Source organism: Moorena sp. SIO1F2, from assembly GCF_010672755.1.
Classification (GTDB): Bacteria; Cyanobacteriota; Cyanobacteriia; order Cyanobacteriales; family Coleofasciculaceae; genus Moorena.
Genome location: NZ_JAAHFV010000097.1, coordinates 1 through 18,530 on the forward strand (window position 1 = coordinate 1; position 18,530 = coordinate 18,530).

Annotated in this window: 15 protein-coding genes; 7 read left to right on the forward strand and 8 right to left on the reverse strand. The window is 43.1% G+C overall.

Annotated features, from left to right (window positions below; genetic code table 11):
* The first annotated feature begins 153 nt into the window (after positions 1–153).
* Both cax and F6J94_RS13905 read left to right on the forward strand, forming a co-directional pair.
* Positions 154–1,272: a calcium/proton exchanger gene (gene cax / locus F6J94_RS13900; RefSeq protein WP_293040957.1), complete on the forward strand. Its 1,119-nt coding sequence runs from the start codon at positions 154–156 to the stop codon at positions 1,270–1,272.
* 303 nt (positions 1,273–1,575) lie between these two features.
* On the forward strand, positions 1,576–2,769 hold the full coding sequence (locus tag F6J94_RS13905) for a serine/threonine-protein kinase (RefSeq protein ID WP_293040959.1): 1,194 nt from the start codon (positions 1,576–1,578) through the stop codon (positions 2,767–2,769).
* Between the two features lie 114 nt (positions 2,770–2,883).
* Here F6J94_RS13905 and F6J94_RS13910 read toward each other — a convergent pair whose 3' ends face one another.
* A complete protein-coding gene (locus tag F6J94_RS13910; RefSeq protein ID WP_293040961.1) occupies positions 2,884–5,088 on the reverse strand; it encodes a recombinase family protein in 2,205 nt (734 codons plus the stop codon).
* A gap of 117 nt (positions 5,089–5,205) precedes the next feature.
* On the opposite strand from F6J94_RS13910, the gene F6J94_RS13915 reads away from it, so the two are divergent.
* Complete coding sequence (locus F6J94_RS13915; RefSeq protein ID WP_293040963.1) at positions 5,206–6,597, forward strand: proton extrusion protein PcxA; 1,392 nt, start codon at positions 5,206–5,208, stop codon at positions 6,595–6,597.
* 104 nt (positions 6,598–6,701) lie between these two features.
* On the opposite strand, the gene F6J94_RS13920 is transcribed toward F6J94_RS13915, so the two are convergent.
* The 3 genes from F6J94_RS13920 to F6J94_RS13930 all read right to left on the reverse strand — a co-directional run bounded on the left by F6J94_RS13920 (position 6,702) and on the right by F6J94_RS13930 (position 9,621).
* Positions 6,702–7,259 (reverse strand): ElyC/SanA/YdcF family protein, encoded by a 558-nt coding sequence (locus tag F6J94_RS13920; protein WP_293040965.1) that lies wholly within the window; start codon positions 7,257–7,259, stop codon positions 6,702–6,704.
* Positions 7,260–8,139: 880 nt separating this feature from the next.
* Positions 8,140–8,793, reverse strand: a complete 654-nt coding sequence (locus F6J94_RS13925) for a DUF2301 domain-containing membrane protein (RefSeq protein ID WP_293040967.1) — start codon at positions 8,791–8,793, stop codon at positions 8,140–8,142.
* Positions 8,794–8,829: 36 nt separating this feature from the next.
* Positions 8,830–9,621, reverse strand: coding sequence for an SAM-dependent chlorinase/fluorinase (locus F6J94_RS13930; RefSeq protein ID WP_293040969.1), 792 nt, complete (start codon positions 9,619–9,621; stop codon positions 8,830–8,832).
* Between the two features lie 314 nt (positions 9,622–9,935).
* Here F6J94_RS13930 and F6J94_RS13935 point away from each other — a divergent pair, with 314 nt between their 5' ends.
* Together F6J94_RS13935 and F6J94_RS13940 are read left to right on the forward strand one after the other, a co-directional pair.
* Positions 9,936–10,574: a DUF1361 domain-containing protein gene (locus F6J94_RS13935; protein WP_293040983.1), complete on the forward strand. Its 639-nt coding sequence runs from the start codon at positions 9,936–9,938 to the stop codon at positions 10,572–10,574.
* 84 nt (positions 10,575–10,658) lie between these two features.
* Positions 10,659–10,811 (forward strand): hypothetical protein, encoded by a 153-nt coding sequence (locus tag F6J94_RS13940; RefSeq protein WP_293024398.1) that lies wholly within the window; start codon positions 10,659–10,661, stop codon positions 10,809–10,811.
* Positions 10,812–10,866: 55 nt separating this feature from the next.
* Here F6J94_RS13940 and F6J94_RS13945 read toward each other — a convergent pair whose 3' ends face one another.
* From F6J94_RS13945 to gmd, 3 genes are all read right to left on the reverse strand, one after another.
* On the reverse strand, positions 10,867–13,059 hold the full coding sequence (locus F6J94_RS13945; protein ID WP_293040971.1) for a polysaccharide biosynthesis tyrosine autokinase: 2,193 nt from the start codon (positions 13,057–13,059) through the stop codon (positions 10,867–10,869).
* Positions 13,060–13,559: 500 nt separating this feature from the next.
* Positions 13,560–14,504, reverse strand: a complete 945-nt coding sequence (locus F6J94_RS13950; protein WP_293040973.1) for a GDP-L-fucose synthase — start codon at positions 14,502–14,504, stop codon at positions 13,560–13,562.
* Positions 14,505–14,680: 176 nt separating this feature from the next.
* Positions 14,681–15,760 carry a GDP-mannose 4,6-dehydratase gene (gene gmd / locus F6J94_RS13955; protein WP_293040975.1) on the reverse strand — a complete coding sequence of 360 codons (1,080 nt, stop codon included), beginning with the start codon at positions 15,758–15,760 and terminating at the stop codon, positions 14,681–14,683.
* A 656-nt stretch (positions 15,761–16,416) separates the two neighbouring features.
* Here gmd and F6J94_RS13960 point away from each other — a divergent pair.
* Positions 16,417–16,629, forward strand: coding sequence for a hypothetical protein (locus F6J94_RS13960; protein ID WP_293040977.1), 213 nt, complete (start codon positions 16,417–16,419; stop codon positions 16,627–16,629).
* Positions 16,630–16,960: 331 nt separating this feature from the next.
* Positions 16,961–17,923 (forward strand): hormogonium polysaccharide biosynthesis glycosyltransferase HpsE, encoded by a 963-nt coding sequence (gene hpsE, locus F6J94_RS13965; protein ID WP_293040979.1) that lies wholly within the window; start codon positions 16,961–16,963, stop codon positions 17,921–17,923.
* 241 nt (positions 17,924–18,164) lie between these two features.
* Here hpsE and F6J94_RS13970 read toward each other — a convergent pair.
* Positions 18,165–18,530: hypothetical protein (locus F6J94_RS13970; RefSeq protein ID WP_293040981.1), on the reverse strand; the 366-nt coding region annotated here is incomplete at its 5' end.

Here is an 18,530-nt window from a genome sequence, read left to right on the forward strand (position 1 = left end):
CCATCTCCCCATCAGTCTCAACCCAAAAATTAAGTGTGTGACAGCTTAGGGAGACGGGGGGATGGGAAGAGGGATTGACCAAGTCCCTTTCGATACTGCCCTAGTCCCTGAGACTAACTAGAATAGTAAATCTCTTGAGGTAAAGAAACCTAAATGCTCACCAAAAACCAAATTTTGTCAATTTTGCTAGTGTTTATTCCCATTTCAGTAGCCGCTGAATTTCTAGAGTGGAACTCGGCAGTTATCTTCATTACCTCTTGCTTAGCAATTATTCCTTTAGCAGCATGGATGGGAACAGCCACAGAAGAAATCGCTGTGGTGGTCGGTCCAAACCTAGGAGGGTTATTAAATGCCACCTTTGGCAACGCTACAGAATTAATCATTGCCCTAATTGCCCTGAATGCTGGGTTAGTAGAGGTGGTTAAAGCCACCATCACTGGCTCCATCATCAGTAACCTACTCCTAGTGATGGGATTTGCGATGCTGCTGGGTGGATTGCGTTACAAAGAACAGGAGTTTCAGCCCATTGTGGCCCGGGTGAATGCCTCTTCAATGAACCTAGCGGTGATTGCCATGTTGCTACCGACAGCAATGGATACCACATCCATTGGTATTCCTCAATCTACATTACAACAGCTTTCGGTGGCAGTTGCCCTGGTTTTAATTCTGGTTTATGGGCTAACTCTATTATTTTCCATGAAAACCCACATCTATCTGTTTGATGTGGGAATGGCAGAAATGGAGTCAGAAGAAACAGGGGAGACTGAAATTGCCAGTTCCGAATCTAAACATCTGCCTAATATCTGGTTGTGGGTGGGAGTCTTGGTAGTGGTTACCCTGCTGGTGGCACTAGAGTCAGAACTTTTGGTGGATAGCTTGGAATCGGCCACATCACAGTTAGGACTAACAGCACTGTTTACCGGAGTAATTTTACTGCCCGTAATTGGTAATGCAGCAGAACACGCCACTGCGGTAACTGTCGCAATGAAGAATAAGATGGATCTCTCAGTTTCCGTAGCCGTAGGGTCTAGTCTGCAAATTGCCCTATTTGTTGCCCCAGTGTTAGTGCTGGCTGGGTGGTTGATGGGTCAGCCCATGGATTTGGATTTTAATCCCTTTGAATTGGTAGCAGTAGCCGTAGCTGTGTTGATTACTAATTCGATTAGTTCTGATGGTAAGTCAAACTGGCTCGAAGGGGTTTTGCTATTGGCAGCTTATGTGGTATTAGGACTAGCGTTTTACTTCCATCCAGTGGTTGAGGGATTGGGTTGATTTAACACCTAGTGTGTAGAGTCTGACAGATGAAGGTGATGATGAACAAAGAATTTCAAGTGAATAAACTTGTCATCATGGCTGTCATCCCCAGAAAATCTGGCTATATTAGAGCTAGAGGGGTCAAATGTCAATGATAAATCGATTTGATTCGTAAGACAAATTGATTGGTAAGAAAAATCATCATCTAACCCACCCCTTCCCCCTTTAGCCTTTGCCCTTTGCCCTGTATCCACCCATGTAGCTTGAGATTAACCGAGCACGCTGATGGGATGGATGAGCCACTGAGGACATTAAGCCGAGATGCTGGAAGCCGAACAGATATTACATGAGCGCTATCAACTGAAGCAACAACTGGGACATAATGCTGGACGACAAACTTGGCTAGCTGAAGACATAAGAGTGTCACCTCCAGAATTGGTAGTTGTTAAACTGCTGGCATTTGGTGGTGACGTTAATTGGGACGATTTAAAACTCTTTGAGCGAGAAGCACAGGTGCTTAAACAGCTCAATCATCCCCGGATTCCCAAGTATATTGATTATTTTAACATTGATGACCGAGTACTCTGGTTTGGCTTGGTACACAACTATATTCCTGGCTCCTCCCTCAAGGAAAAACTAAATCAAGGTAAACGATTTACAGAAGGGGAAGTGCGCCAAATAGCTGTGGATGTGCTGAAAATTCTTGAATTTCTCCATCAGCTGAATCCAGCCGTACTACACCGAGATATTAAGCCTAGCAATCTAATTTTAGGGGATGATGGGCAGATTTATGTCATCGATTTCGGGTCAGTGCAGGATCGGGCCTCCCAAGAGGGCGCTACATTTACAGTAGTGGGAACCTATGGTTACGCCCCCATGGAACAGTTTGGTGGTAGGGCAGTACCAGCATCGGATTTGTATGGCTTAGGGGCGACGTTGATTCATTTGCTCACCGGGACAGCACCCGCTGACTTGCCCCAGCGGAATTTGCGCATTTGCTTTAAAGACCAAGTCAACCTCAGTGCTAACCTGATCAGCTGGATTCAGAAGCTGACAGAACCAGCTCCAGAACAACGTTTCAAAAGTGCATCTGAAGCAATTCTAGCCCTAGAGTTGGGCATGACACTTAATACTCCCAAAAGCAACAAACTGAGCAGACCCACCCGAGCCACCTTTGTGAATCATTCAGGTCAAGGGGGTGTATTGGATGATCGAGTACCCGTACCAGATGAAATAAAAGGCTGGAACTGGGGAGCTTTTTTGATACCTTGGTTTTGGCCTATGACAAATAATGTTTGGATTGGACTGATAGCATGGGTGCCTCAATTGGGTTGGTTAATGGCGATCGCGCTCGGTGCCAAGGGCAATGAATGGGCTTGGAAAAGTCGTCGCTGGCGGAGTATTGAACACTTCAAAGCTCACCAAAGAGGCTGGGCAATCGTGGGGATTCTCTTTGGCGCACCACTGAGCGTGATGTTGTGGATACTTGTCTTGGGCTTGGTCTCTGGTTTTTAATACGAAAAGGATCTAGCTTGCTGCTTCACCCTGGGCAAACTTCAACTCAAACATGCCAATACTTCTAACAGAAATATCCCAGGAACTTCCAGTAGAATTGTCAAGAAACAGTATTTACGCAGTATTTATCAAAGATAATAACGGACCATTCTGCTCTGTGCCACTAACCGCTAATTCGCTATGACACAAGTAAACCCGCTCTGTAACTCTACCGAATAAATCTCGCAAAATTCGCTCTAATCGCTGTTGATCAGCTTGGACTTTATCTTCCTCTGTCCAAGGACGTCCAGACCATTCCTTTAGAAATAGATGAGCTCCGAAAAGGGTAGCTGCACCACCACTGAGCCAGAGGGAAGAACCGGCATCTAACCAAAAGTGCCAACGGTGGCAGCGGCGAGCGGCACGGTATTGGAAAATAGTAGCGAGGGTGACGGCATTGGTAGCTGTGGGTAGGCGGCGGACGGGATAGGGATTAGCAGTAACGGTGCCACGACGTAGCATCAGAATGAATTGGGCGATAATTTGGGTGGAACGCTGACGGTTAGACGGTTGTTGCTTGGTTTGGCTGGAATCATCCACCTTCAACTCTTTCCCCAGGCGTCCATTCACTTCCCAGTAGTGTTGAGCGGTTTCCATCAGTTCCCGCAGTGCTGCTAGCTGTTCATAGGCGAGATTAGAACCATGCCACAAAAATTTCTGAATGGCGCGGTCGAAAACTACCAGGCACGAAGGAATCAAACCCTGTTGTTGTTGCTCCCGCTGTAGTTCTAACCATTGGAAAATCTCTGAGTAGGCAGTTGTTGCCTGATGCCCTAACCTATCCCAACGAGGAAACGACTCCACTGGTAATAGGCGAGGTTGCTCAGGATCAGGAGCATAACAGTGATCCGCTAATAAACCAGCACGGACAGGGTCAATTAGGGTTGCCGGTTGCAGATTTGAACTCTCAACCTTCAACCTTTCAACATTCAACCTTTCAACCTTCAACCTTTCACCCTTCAACTCCTGCACTTGTGGTTGGCTACTGAGTACTACCAGCATTTGTGCGATCGCATCTCGATTCACTAACCGTCCCAAGCCAGGATACACTAGCGCTAGTAGGGTTAGTAATCCCTGAACCATCGGTGAGCTAATTAATGGGCGCTGGTCATTGAGGGGTTCGACAGCAATGCCTTGGTTAGTCAGGATTTCCGTTAAGGTGTAGCGTGCGATCGCATCTAGACCTGGAGCAATGATTGCTATTTCACCAGGCTGCACTTGCCCAGACTTGACCGCTTGACTAATCACCCCAGCCGTTTGCTGCAACAGTTGAGCGCGGGAGGTGGTTTGAATCGATTGGATAGACTCAGGTATATCATCAATAAACATGGAATTAGTAATTAATTCCACTACTGTGTTTGCCAATTCAACCGGCATTGCATCGATCGATAAATCCGGTAAGATTTCCACCAAGCAACGGGATGCCAAATCCGCTAGATAATTGGGGTCAGCATTAAGGCCCAAGCGTACCTGTCCATTAGGATTAAAGCTAAAAGCTCCCACAGCCCCTTGATTGAGTAGAGTCTCAAATAAATCCCGAGCGATCGCAGGATAGTCATCCACATCATCCGCCAGCACTGCCTGATACCGCTGCTGCAAATACTGCTGATAAGTGGGGTCTGGCAACAAATACCGCCAATACAGTTCAGCAATAATCCCGTAGGTTAATAATCCCCTCTCTAGACACCAGCTTCGCCACTCTAGCAACAGCTTTCCCACCGTTGACCAAAGTTCCGGGTTTCCTTCCTCCTCTGGAATCCCGACCGTTAACATGTGGGGAATGTCTTCAACAGGTATCCCACTCACTGCTGCTAATTGTAACAAGTCCAGGAGCCGACGAACTCTAGTGTAATCATTCCCCCCTGGCAGTTGTAGTAGATCATTATCCAGGTCAGTACGCCAGTGCTGGGTGGCTAAGTCCTGCTCAGTCTCAGGACGCAATCGCAACGGAAACTGTGCCTTGATATCCAATCGCCCAATTAACAAGGGCCAAAATAGCATTACCTCATCTTGGAAAAAACCTAAAGGTGTCTTGGAAAGTACTGGATACCGTCCCCGGATCACCTCTGTGAGCCGATCCGCCAGCTCACGCCGATTATCGTCATTAGCCGCAAACACTAAAATTCCTGGGGCTTTTGAGGGAGTTCTTTGATATCTTGAACTCGAATTTGGGTTTGACCAATCCAGTCCTCCTTCAACCCATTGGTAAAACTGACTCACAAGGCGAGTTGTTTTGCCAGTGCGAGTTGAGCCAATGATCCACAGTGAATTTTGAGCCACAAAATTTTTCTTTAGGTAATTTGCTATTATAGCACAACTAGGATGTAAGAGTTCTAGGAATAATTAGGTGTAAGAATGCACCCCTTAGATGTTGAGAGTATGATCCTAGAGAATTGAATGAATCTTCAAACTATCTTACGCACAGCTAGACAATGGTTCTTCAATACACCAGAGAGAGCCTTGGATCAGGCATACAAAGCGGCACTAAAAATTAAAGCGATTGAAGATGAATATTTTGGAGGTAAAAAAATCTCCGCCGATACCAGTCAATATAGTAACAGCGTTATTGCCTATTTTGAGGCAGAAATTAATAAATATATCAAGACTATCAACGTTAGACTAGCAGAATTTAAAACCAGTCGTTCTGTTATAATAAATTCTGAATTAACTGGATCTAATCCTCTCGAAACTAGTCAACAACAAGCTAGGGAAAATTCTCGGTTATCTGAGTCAATCGACCTCAGCGATCAGCAGTCAATACTTATTGAAAAATTAAATTTTATTGATGAAATTATCAACAAGTATGCGGCCCCAAAACCGGAAAAATCCACCGCAGCATTGATTCCCATAGACCAAAAGCCAGATAATCAGATTACTAACTCCAGTCCAAGACAGGTTATCAACCAAAATTCCAATCTTCGAGAAGCCCCTTATTGGGAATCAGACAACAATTCATCGGTCAATAATCAAGGAGCTAACTCCAAGAAAGTAACGGATAAAACCGGTGTATTACCTAGGTCAATTGTAGGGACGGTCAAAAGAATTCAGCAGGAACTCGATCCACGAGCCGAAGATAAAGTTGTCAAAACCTTTCGTCGGTCTCAACGTAAAACCGTAATCTCTATTAAGTTTATCCTAATTTTAACTATTGTTCCTATTTTAACCCATCAAATTTCCAAAACGTTTCTAGTTAGTCCCATAGTTGATAACTTTAGAAGTAACCATGAATCAGCTATTTTTTTAAATTATGAGATGGAAGAAGAAGCTCTGATAGAGTTAAAAAAATTTGAAGAAGAACTCCACTTTAAAAGCTTACTGGGGTTTACTCCTAAACTATCTGAGGAGGAGATGGAAGAAGAGATTAAGCATAAAGCTAACGAACTGGCAGAAGACTATTATAATCAAGGGTCCAATGCCATTAAAAATATTTTTGCTGACATTATAGCTCTAGTTGCTTTTGCCTTAGTTATCATGAACAGCAAGCGAGATGTAATTATTTTAAAATCTTTTATGGATGATATTATCTATGGACTGAGTGATAGTGCCAAAGCCTTTATCATTATTTTGTTTACCGATATGTTTGTAGGATTCCACTCTCCCCACGGTTGGGAAGTAATCCTAGAAGCCGTATCCCGACATTTAGGAATACCAGAAAGTCGAGAGTTTATATTTTTGTTTATTGCCACATTTCCAGTTATCTTGGATTCGGTTATCAAATATTGGATTTTCCGCTATCTGAATCGGATATCTCCTTCAGCAGTAGCTACCTATCGCACGATGAATGAATAATAATATACCAGTCGAAGTAAAGGTTAAGACATGTTTCTGTTCCCTACTCCCTACTCCCTACTCCCTCACCCAATTAATAATTGCTATAGCAGTTTTGGCAATCTTCAAACTTTCCAACTTACAACTTGAGCATAGATATAAGCGATTGTTTCAGACATGATTGACCGCACTCCTTGACTAGAAACCCACCACTGTTTTGGTTCATAGTCAAGGGAGTTAGCGGCTATTGCTCCAACTTTAAACTCAGGAGCAAGAACTTGCTTAAATATCAGCCAACTTCTGCGAGTATGAACATCAAATGAATAAAGATTAATAGACTTGATTGATTCATCTGAGGTTAATAGCCACTCCCGTAACGCCTGAGCCGATGCTAACGTACGATTTACATTAACATCTGGTGCTGGAACAGCAACTAGTTTATCTGGCTCAACACCCAGTGCGATACACGTTGCCGCAGTCAGTTCAGCATAGGTTTTATAGTGTGACAGATAATATCCTTTACGCAGAGGAGGGCCGGTGGTGATTAATTTTTGATAATTACCCCGATCAAATTCTTCCATGGCACCTTTTAAGGCATAGTCCGGTAGCCATCCTTCTACTACTAATGCATCAGCGTTAATGGGAGACTTAATCGATAAAAATGGGTGGATATGAGTTAACATAAAAAGACTGCAAGTAATAATAAAAAAAGTATTCACAAACCATCCTTGAACCGTTAAAACCCACTGTTTTCGCCTACATACTAAACGCATGATTGGGACTTTTAATGAAAAATTATCTCGTCAATAGTCACTAGTCATTAGTAACCACAAATAAATGATATTGTGGTCACTAATGTACGGTATAGTCTACGGTAGAGAAAACCGTGGTCACCTAATCACTGATGACTAATAATCACTGATGACTAATAAGGTCTATAGCGCTTTTTAACCTAGTAAGGTACAAGTTTTTGGGTTTATAGGGAGCAGGGACTGAGGCCGTGGGCCACGCGGGGCGCTTTCGGAGCAGGGAGCAGTAAAGTCAGAAGAAAGAAAAGGTAAAAAATCCTGTGTACCTCATTAGGCTAAAAGCCGCTATAGAGCATCTCACTTTTCTAGTACTTACCAATCAAAGTCCCATCTGTCCGGATTATTTGAAAAAGGATGATCGTCAGTCCCCTTGCTTCCTTCGTTTATAGTCTTGTTTTTTGGTAATTCGTAAAATCACTAGCAGCTTATTAATTTCCTACACGTTTGTAAGCATTCAGCCGTCAGCTGTCAGCTATCATGCTTAAAATAAACCTCGTTCCCGTAGCGTGCCCATCGCGCAAACAGGAGATTTAATAGTTCGAGATTAATGAAAATTGGAGTAAGCATTCAGCAGTCAGCGGTCAGTGGTCAGCTTATTTGATGCAAAAGCACCGATTAGTAGCCTGAGCACAGACCTTTGGCTGATAACTGATAACTGATAGCTGATAACTGATAACTGATAGCTGATAACTGATAGCTGATAACTGATAGCTAATAGCTGATAGCTGATAACTGATAGCTAATAGCTAATAGCTTACACACGCTTCTTTTTGAGATACTCAAAAACCGACTTATCACCAATATCAGGTGGAATCGGTTGCAATACTTTACGCAGGGCAAACACGATAAACAAAACCGCCCAGAGTCCTAGCAGAATCATCTCCCAATCTGTAGACCAAAATCCAACTATATGTCCCAGTAACAGCATGGGTACTAGGGGAGTTAGGAATTTAGTTTCCAAGCGATTAAAGCAAAATGCTTCCTTGAAATAAATTCCGGTTAACGCTGCAAAGGTAAAACCAATTCCGAATAGAGAAATAGGATGGTTATAAATGTATAGAGCAAGGGGCTCATTGCTGGAAAATGCCAGTACAATTGAGGAAATGCAACCGATGCCCCAAAAGATTTGTAGTAGGCGGTGCAGGGGGGCTAGATAAATATGAATGGTGACTAAGCTAACCCCTAGGGCAAGGCAGAATAAGCCATAAAGAGGAGTCAGGACATTTAAAATACTTGGGCTAGCTCCTCGCAATAGAATTAAATTACTGGCGATCGCAAAGCTCAAGGCTGCTACCACTAAGCCAGCGCGGTAGATAACTACGCCAATGCGATCGCTTTCGGTAATGGTAAATTCGCCAAACTGACCTTGGTAAACTACCGGTTCAGATGGTTGTAGTGATGTGGTCATAATATCCTGGAAAGGAACTCGGTACTAATTATTATTCTAATTTTTAATGCTTAATTCCACTTTATCTCCCCAATCCAGCTGTAATTGAGACTTAGCACTCCCACCGTTAACAGCGATTTCCACCCAACCATGACTACCAATTAGGGCAACGAACTCTCCAAGTTGGCAATTGCTATAGGTTTGAGTATGGGGGATAATGCGATCGCTTATCTTAACAGACCAAGTTTTGCCATCAACCTCAGCCCCTGGGATATTAGTGATTAAATTGCCAAAATGGTCAACATATTGGATAGAACCAATCATCCCATCATCGGTTAGTGTTTTTGTTGGTATATCTAGCGTTACCAAAGTGTTTGGATCAATTACCTCTCCCAAGCTTTCGATTGGTAAGCCACTAGCCAAGTGAGCTCCAACACTAGCAAAGATATCTCGACCATGAAACGTAGTGCTAGGATTTCTAGTGCGCCAGTAGGCTGAGTTGGTTAGCTCAACTGCTGCCATGACTGGGTATTGCTCCAAAATTCCACTGAATAGCCCATTATCTGGACCGACCAAGAAACCCTGTGAAAGTTGGATAGCGATCGCTCTTCGGTGACTGCCGACTCCTGGATCAACCACCGCCACATGAACTGTCCCCGCTGGAAAGTAGGGATAGGCATTGATCAAATTAAACCGAGCAGCAGCTAGGTTTTGAGGGGGGATTTGGTGAGTCAGGTCTACTATAGTCAAAGTTGGGTTAACTTGGGCAATGACACCCTTCATCACACCCACATAAACATCTTGTAAGCCAAAATCACTCAGCAGAGTAATAATCCGATTGTGAGGCATGGTTATCTCAAATCCAGTTGACTGATGATCATATCCCTTCTCGGGTAATCGGTAATGGGTAATGAGCCAGAATTGTTATGAGCTTCAAAGGCTTCCAACTTTAAACCTTAAACTTCAAACATTAAACTTTCAACTTTCAACCGTCAACCGTCAACCGCTTCTTAAGGCTGAAGTATGAAGATATGAAAGCTAAAGCTGAAAGCTATCTCAAGCTGAAAGGTCAAGACTGAACGGATGAGTTAGGATAAGGATTAAATTGAATACCACTTAATAAGGCTAATCTACCCTAGAGCAAAGGTTCACTAATCATGTCTATGGACACATTACTGACAGAGGTATGGAAAGCTTGGCATAGCCACAATGGCTGGATGGCTTGGAATTTGTTTCTAGCATCAATACCATTAGCTCTAAGTTTTTGGCTATTCCGGAGTAAATCTGGCTTACACTCCGGATTATGGTGGATAGGTTTAGCAGTTTTTATCCTATTTTTGCCCAATGCGCCCTATCTGCTCACCGATGTAATTCATCTAATTCAAGCCATTCGCCGCAATTACTCAGTATGGACAATTACTCTAGTTGTTATTCCCCAACATCTGCTAGTTATCCTAACCGGTTTTGAAGCTTACGTTCTATCTGTGATTAACCTAGGTGAGTATTTGCAGCGGCGAAGGTTAGGAAAGTTGATCGTCTCAGCTGAGTTAATTACTCATGGTCTGTGCGCCTTTGGTATTTATCTAGGACGATTCCAACGCTTCAACAGCTGGGACTTGGTTGCTCAACCCAATAGCTTAGTCAAGGGCATGATTCATGATTTAACCTCTAAAGGTCCACTACTAGTGATGGCCGTAACCTTCGTGGTGCTGACAGTATTTTACTGGATGATGAAGCAAATAACCTTAGGAATTATGATCAGAATGCGCCACCAACGTTCTGGCAGCGCAGCTTCTGGATAACAGATTCCTGGATAACAGATTCACAGCTTCCAAAGTTTTATGGCTGATTACATTCCTAAGCATTCAGCCATCAGCTAAAGGCCTTTGGCCACGCTACGCGAACAGCTAAAGGCCTTTGGCCACGCTACGCGAACAGCTGATGCGCTACTTGAGATGCTAGCAGGCGCTTTAACTGCACGGGGTCGGTACAGAAAAACAAGCAGGGATTTTCAAGCAACTGTACCAGCACCCCCCTAGCTTATTTACTATATCCCTTTGATTATCTGACAGCTGACGGCTGATAGCTGAATACTTACTTACATTCAGCCTTTTCTTGACTGAAATCTGGCAGAGTATAGTTTTCCCTGTTGCGGTAGATATAGCCGTCAGGTTCGTTCTTGAAGATGACACCATTGGTAACTAACCCCAGAACATTTTGACCTGAGCTGTTGAGAATTTCCATAGCCGCATTAGCCCTGGCAGAATCTGTTTTTTCAGGTCGGGCTACCAGTAAAATGCCATCAGCCATTTTGCCCAAAATTGGGGCATCAGCCATACCAGCTAATGCTGGAGTATCTATGATAACGCAGTCATACTCTCGTGAGAACTTCTGCATCAGTAAAGCCATCTTCTGAGAGTCCAAAATAGCCACAGGATTTGGAGGAATTACCCCAGCCATCAGAACATCAAGACCAGTCATTACTTCCCGTTTAGCCTGATGAAATTGAGCCTCACCCACCAGAATATCACTTAAACCCAAGGAGTTAGTTAGTTCCCACAGATGATGTTGAGATGGATAACGCAGATCAGCATCGATTAGTAACACCCGGCGTCCTACTTGAGCCATAGCCGCAGCTAAATTAGCACAGACATGGGACTTGCCTTCCTTAGGAACAGAACTGGTTACTACAATCGATTGCAGTGGTCGATCAGAACTGATAAATTTCAGATTCGCTTGCAGAATTTGATAGGCTTCACCGACGACAGAGCGGGGCAAATCTCTTGGAAAAATGGGGAAAACATTCTGTTGAGACGATCCAGCAAAATAGCTGGTACTGACCAGCTTGCCGTAATCTGGAATCACCCCTAACAAGGTATATCTAAACAACTCTTTTAATTCTTTGAGAGTATGAACCGATTTGTCTAAGAGGTCGATCAAGAAAGCCGTAGCGATCGCAACTAAGATACCAGCAAAAGCTCCCCCTGCCAGGATCAGGTTGATGGGGATTTGAATCGGCTCTTCAGGAACGATCGCCTCTGAAATCACAAGGGCATTACCGACATTTTGATTTTCCGCAACTCTAGTTTCTTGTAGCTTGCTTAACAAAATTTGGTAAGTTGCTTGTGCAGCAGCTACCCGTCGCTCCAGTTCCCGCTGATTCTGCTCTAATTTCGGTAGGACTCTAGACCGCTCTTTGTAAGACGACTGAGTATTCCTCAGAACAGCTAGTTGGCTAGTCAGCCCTAAACGCTGTACCTCGGACTGAACCAGTTCTGCAGTCAGTTGTTGCTGGATTGGTCCAAACTCTAACAAACTCTTAACCGGTGGCGCTGGTTGTTGGCTACCAATGACCTGTGCTATTCGCTCTTGTAGTAGTTCTAATAGTGCGGCTTCCTGAAGAGCCAACTTAGCCACTGTCGGGTATTCATCGTTGAAGCGGGTGCGCTCGACTGCTAACTGAGCTTGTACCTCTTGGAGTTGTCTGAGTGCCTCCTGCACCCCAGCAGACTGCCTTAAAGACGTAGCTGCCACAGCTTGCTGTGTATCCAGACCGATCTTATTGCGCAAGCCCTCAGACTGAGCATTTATCTGTGCTAACTGAGCCTGAAGTTGAGAAATTTCGTCGTCTAATTTGGCAATCGACCCGACTGCAATGCTAGCTTCTTGTTGCAGGTCTAATATTTTATTAGCTTCTTTGAATCTACGCAAATCCGCTTCTGCTTGGCTGACAGTAGCTTCAACTTTTGGGAGTTGTTCCTCAATAAATTCACGAGCTGCGACAGCTTCCTCTCGGTTAGTTTTGATATCATTCTTTTTGTATTCGTCAATCAGTGTGTTAACGATATTTGCTGCCAACTCAGCATCATAGGATTCATAGGAAATGCTGAGGATGTCTGTCCCCAAAATTGGTTTGACACTCAGTCCTCCTAAAATGAACCCAGGAGGGTAAAATTCACCGTTTTCATCCTTGAGATCGAGTTCTATGATTGTTTGTTTTATAATTGGTATGGAACGAATAATTTCTACTTCCGTAGATAAGGGGTCGCTCTGGCTAGCCACATTATCAATCGTGCCAGTTGGATTATCCAACCCGGTCAAAGAAGAATTATCTGTCTTTAACAACAGTTGAGCTGCTGCTAAATAAACAGTTTTTTGAGAGAATGCATACCATGCTGCAAGACCAAAAAAACCAGCAAAGGCTAGGGTTGCTGGCAAAAAACGCCGTTTGAAAACTAGCCAGTATTTATGAAAATCTATTTCTTCTGAATAATCTATAGCTTCCATAATAATTGCTCAGGAAAAAATTTTAATAGTCACCGACAAAAAATTAGTAGATTACTCACCCTTTTTTCACCGTCAGAAGCTAGGTATTTCTTTGATAAAATCTAGATTTATATGCTAATTTATATGCTATCTTGATTAAGATTGAATAGGCTGTGATCTGATTAAATTAGATTTTTTAAAAGGATAAAAACCCCAAAATTGACTATCGTGTCCGGTTTTTTCGGTAGTGTTCATAGTCGAATTTTTTTTTCGGTAATGGCTAATGGTTTGGGAGTAATCACAATTCCCCGTTGCCCATTACTAATTACCAAACCTTACACTCTTAATGCTTCCAGACAGGATATAAATTGTCTTTTGATTACTCTTCTACTAAAGTCTGTCTGGCTTTCCCCTTAGAGGGCGAAGCATTTGTATACAAACTGGCACTCTTAGAGCTACTGTTTAAGCTACATATCCAGGTACAAATACTTCGCCCCTACCTACAATGAGTTTGGATAGATTTAGCTAGCGTGTTGTCGATACCAGTCGATAGTATTCTTCAACCCCTGCTTAAACTCCATCTGAGCAGTGAAGTTAAACTCCTCCTTGGCTCGTTGAATATCCAGACAACGGCGAGGCTGACCATTGGGTTTATCAGTTTCCCAGACAATTTCTCCCTTAAATTCCATCAATTCGCAAATCAACTCAACTAAATCGCGAATTGAGATTTCATAGCCTGTACCCAAATTAACTGGCTCTGGCTGATTGTAATCCGTGGTAGCCATCACAATACCCCGTGCTGCATCGGTTGAGTAGAGAAACTCACGGGTAGGACTGCCATCACCCCACGCTGGCAATGTCATTTCTCCCTTTTGCTGCGCTTCATAGACTTTACGAATTAGCGCAGGGATTACGTGGGAACTGCTGGGGTCGAAATTATCTTCCGGACCATACAAGTTCACGGGTAACAGGTAGATGCCATTGAATCCGTACTGTTGCCGATAGGCTTGTAGCTGGACTAAAAGAGCTTTCTTAGCAACCCCATAAGGGGCATTGGTTTCTTCGGGATAACCATCCCAGAGGTTATCCTCTTTGAAGGGTACTGGTGTGAATTTGGGATAGGCACAGATGGTACCAACACAGACAAATTTTTCCACACCAGCTTCATAGGCGGCATGAATTAGCTGAGTACCCATCATTAAATTGTCATAGAATAGCTCAGCTGGCTTTTCTCGATTAAGACCAATGCCACCAACGTGAGCAGCAAGATGAATGATAATATCCTGCTGATCCACAGCTCTTTGACAGTTCTCTAAAGAGCGCAGGTCATAATCACGCGATCGCGGAATAGTAATCTTCTGTGCATCCGCTCCAGCTTTACACAACTGATCCACTACCTGACGCCCTAGAAATCCAGCTCCACCAGTAACTAGAATCCTCTTATTACTAAGATCTAAACTTTCCATTTATTTGTCATCCTTGCCTAGCTTTTGGAGAACTATCACCGTCTGGTGCATCGCAATGCAAGCAGGAATATACTGAGTCATTATTCAACACAAATCCTATCGATCCGGATTTGTGGGTCAGATGTATTGGCTTGCATCAGCGATGCTACCTTCATAATCAGTCATAAACTAACGGATTAGTCAACCATCGTAGCTACACCTTGACGGATATAGGCTTGATCATTCAACGGTTGAGTACTTTTGCCGTTAGGGAGCGACAGACCCAAGGCTTGTAAATCCGCTTCTACCATTAAGGCTACCAACTGCTCAAAGGTTACAGATGGCTCCCAACCCAGCGTCTTCTTTGCCTTGGTGGGGTCACCAATTAGTATATCTACCTCAGCAGGACGCAAATAACGCTTGTCAAACTCCACATAATCATGGCAATCCAGATTGACATATTTGAAGGCAATATCTAAAAATTCCTGAACCGAGTGGGTTTCACCAGTCGCTACCACATAATCATCTGGTTTGTCTTGCTGGAGCATCATCCACATTGCCTTGACATAGTCCTTAGCATAACCCCAGTCTCGCTTAGAATCAAGATTACCCAGGTAGAGTTTTTTCTGCTGACCTCCGACAATTCGGGCAATTGCTCGGGTAATCTTGCGGGTGACAAAGGTTTCCCCTCGACGGGGTGATTCGTGGTTAAATAGTATACCGTTGCAGGCAAACATACCATAGGATTCACGATAGTTTATAGTTTGCCAGTGAGCATACACCTTAGCACAGGCATAGGGAGAGCGTGGATAAAATGGAGTAGTTTCCATTTGGGGTATCTCCTGTACTTTGCCAAACATCTCAGAAGAACCAGCTTGATAGAAACGCACGTCGATACCGGTGCGCTGACGATAGTCCCGAATCGCCTCCAAAAGTCGGAGAGTACCCATTCCCACCGAGTCAACGGTATATTCTGGGGAGTCAAAACTGACCCGAACATGGGATTGAGCCCCTAAGTTATAAATTTCCAATGGCTGAACCGCCTCTAAGATCCGGCGTAGGGTAACACCATCAGTCAAGTCACCGTAGTGTAAGAAGAACCGTGCGTTTTCATTGTGGGGGTCTACATAGATGTGGTCAATGCGATCTGTGTTGAAGGTGGAGGTCCTTCGGATAATACCGTGAACCTCATAGCCCTTTTCTATCAACAACTCACTCAAGTAGGAACCGTCTTGACCTGTAATTCCAGTGATTAGCGCTCTCTTTGGTTCCGTCATTCTTTACTTTTCCTGTAATGTAATGTGGGCAATTTTGGTAGATATTGCTTCCCGAGAAAATCTCCCATGCAAACTTCCCAGTTTGCATGGGAGTGAATCATCACCACGTTAACTCAAAAATTCATTTGTGGCTGTAGTGAATTTACCGTAAATAACCTCTCAGCAAAAATTTCACATATTCTCCACAGAAAGTTTAAAATTATATATTCATAGAATTATTGAAATACTAAAATAGTGTTGACATAAATAAAAATTTGATCTAAAAATTTGCTATTGTTTTTTTTATTTTCATAATAAAACTATTTTTTAGTATGAAAATAAATTACCATAATATGGAGCATCTTAGTTTAATAAATGCTTCACCACTAAGGCAATATTATTGCCTATATATCAGTCAAAAATATCCCAATAGGGTATATTGAAGGTTTACAATTGACAAGAATATCATTTTTTTGCAGGTGATAAGTTCTCAGTTATTATGATTATGTTCAGGTTAATCATAAAGATATATAAGCTCGTAAGGAAATAAAATATGGTGTATATTTTTTTTTTGCAAAAATTAATAATCATCAAAAATATACCGTTATAGCCTAGATTAAATTCACAAAATACTTAACATTATTTTTAAATAAATAAGTTTATTTTATCCTAGATAATTGCCAATCATAGATGTCAATAAATTATCTGAACACCACTTTATACGTCATGCAGTTTTACCAGGAATAACGGGACTTTTGCAAGTGTCCGGTCGTTCCGATATTACGTCTTGTCTTGATGCAAAGCGCGAGTGGGGGAAACCACGCCAGTTGCTCATGAGGGGAACCCCCAAGACCGCACTGGCTCCCCAAGACCGCGCTGCATCGCTTTGAAGAAGTGGTACATCTAGATACTTTGTACATGTAAAATTGGTCAATATGGCTAGATTTGAATATTTTAGTAAAAACTGCCATAGTACTTTTCCAAAAAAAAGGCGCTTACTAGTAACATCAGTTCGATATAACTAACTTTGTCCAGGAGTCAGGAGTGGGTAAAGGGTAGCATGGGCGCGCCTAGTGGATAAGCACCGTTTAAAGTATCGGTTAAATTTCCTAAACCAATAACAATTTCTATCCTCAGAGAGAGATAATGTTGTTCAACACTTGGGAATATTCACAATAATAATTAGTTAGGGTTATTTTTCTACACTGGGAGAAAAAAACTATGGTTATTGAGTTAACTATTGCCATCCCGACATACAACGGTCAGAAGCGTCTACCAGAAGTCTTAGACCGACTGCGAGACTGTTGCCAGCAAGACCAACTGAGCTGGGAAGTTATTGTTATTGACAACAACAGCACTGATGGCACTGCTAAGCTTGTTCAGGCTTATCAAGCCAATTGGCCACAGCAATATCCCTTGAGGTATTGTTTTGAACCGAAACAAGGGGCAGCTTATGCCAGATGCCGTGCCATTCAGGAAGCCAGAGGTGAACTAGTGGGTTTCCTAGACGATGACACGATTCCATCAATGTCTTGGATAGCTGCTGCTTACGCCTTTGGCAAATCTAACCCTACTTGTGGTGCTTATGGTAGTCAAATTCATGGTGTTTTTGAAGTCACTCCTCCACCAAATTTTGATAAACTTGCGCCATTTTTAGCAATCACTGAACGTGGCTGTGAGCCATTACTTTATGAACCTCACAAAAAATTACTACCGCCTTCAGCTGGGTTGGTTGTGCGAAAACAAGCTTGGTTAGAGAGTATGCCCTCTCGGCCTATTTTGACTGGGCGTACTAAGAGCAGTATGTTAACTGGGGAAGATTTAGAGATGTTGTCTCGTATCCAAGCTAAGGGCTGGGAAATCTGGTACAATCCTGCTATGGAAATTGAGCACAAAATCCCTAGCTGGCGTCTGAGACGTGAGTATTTAATTCCATTTTTCCGTGGGATTGGTTTAAGTCGTCATGTCACCCGGATGTTGAGTGTAAAACCTTGGCTAAGACCGTTGGCAACTCTGGCTTACATGACCAACGATTTGCGCAAAATTACCTTTCACTGGCTCAAACATGGTGGTGCTATCCAGTCTGATTTAATTGCAGCTTGCCAAATGGAGTTGTTTCTTAGTAGTCTATGGAGTCCTTTTTACCTCCTTAAACATGGGTATTTTGCTGACTATGATAACTAGTTAAAATAACTAGTTATTTTTTCAAAATGGTTAACAGGGGGAAGGAACTGGAAGAGGGAATTCATAAATTGCTCATAAATTGCTCATAAATTGTGATATCATACCGCAAATAGGCAACACCTAAAAATGCGATTATGGCCCGGTCGCTGCTACGCGATTGACCGTAGGCCACGCTACGCGAACGCGAACGGAACATCGCGTTTTGCTGCTGACGTGGGATTTTCTTGAAATACTCACTGGTTTAAGCCGATTGTCTACTTATGACTAGCTCTGATAACTGATTTGAGTAGCGAGGGTGGAGCAACCCGAGTACCTCCTGTTTTTTGTAAGTGAGAGTCAAAGCATCCATAATCCCTTCCAGCCATCCTTCCCGATTTCTAAACAGCCAACGCTGTAGTTCTTTTAGGGGCATTCCAGCAACCGCCTCAGTGGGCAAAGCAGTTAGAATTTCCAGAGGGACAATAAAACCAAGAGACACTTCCCCATAGGTAACCATAGCTAATTCAGTTCCTGACTGCCAGCGTGTGCGATCAGAACGTGCCTTGGTGGAAAGTTGGGCAAGGGAAACTTGGTGGTAAAGAAAAGTCATAGTTATAGATTCAATATA

Coding starts and splice junctions, on each gene's coding strand:
- F6J94_RS13950 (WP_293040973.1), bottom strand. CDS start 14,504: ATGGAAAGTTTAGATCTTAGTAATAAGAGGATTCTAGTTACTGGTGGA.
- F6J94_RS13925 (WP_293040967.1), bottom strand. CDS start 8,793: ATGACCACATCACTACAACCATCTGAACCGGTAGTTTACCAAGGTCAG.
- F6J94_RS13915 (WP_293040963.1), top strand. CDS start 5,206: ATGAATCTTCAAACTATCTTACGCACAGCTAGACAATGGTTCTTCAAT.
- cax (WP_293040957.1), top strand. CDS start 154: ATGCTCACCAAAAACCAAATTTTGTCAATTTTGCTAGTGTTTATTCCC.
- gmd (WP_293040975.1), bottom strand. CDS start 15,760: ATGACGGAACCAAAGAGAGCGCTAATCACTGGAATTACAGGTCAAGAC.
- hpsE (WP_293040979.1), top strand. CDS start 16,961: ATGGTTATTGAGTTAACTATTGCCATCCCGACATACAACGGTCAGAAG.
- F6J94_RS13905 (WP_293040959.1), top strand. CDS start 1,576: ATGCTGGAAGCCGAACAGATATTACATGAGCGCTATCAACTGAAGCAA.
- F6J94_RS13935 (WP_293040983.1), top strand. CDS start 9,936: ATGGACACATTACTGACAGAGGTATGGAAAGCTTGGCATAGCCACAAT.
- F6J94_RS13920 (WP_293040965.1), bottom strand. CDS start 7,259: ATGTTAACTCATATCCACCCATTTTTATCGATTAAGTCTCCCATTAAC.
- F6J94_RS13930 (WP_293040969.1), bottom strand. CDS start 9,621: ATGCCTCACAATCGGATTATTACTCTGCTGAGTGATTTTGGCTTACAA.
- F6J94_RS13945 (WP_293040971.1), bottom strand. CDS start 13,059: ATGGAAGCTATAGATTATTCAGAAGAAATAGATTTTCATAAATACTGG.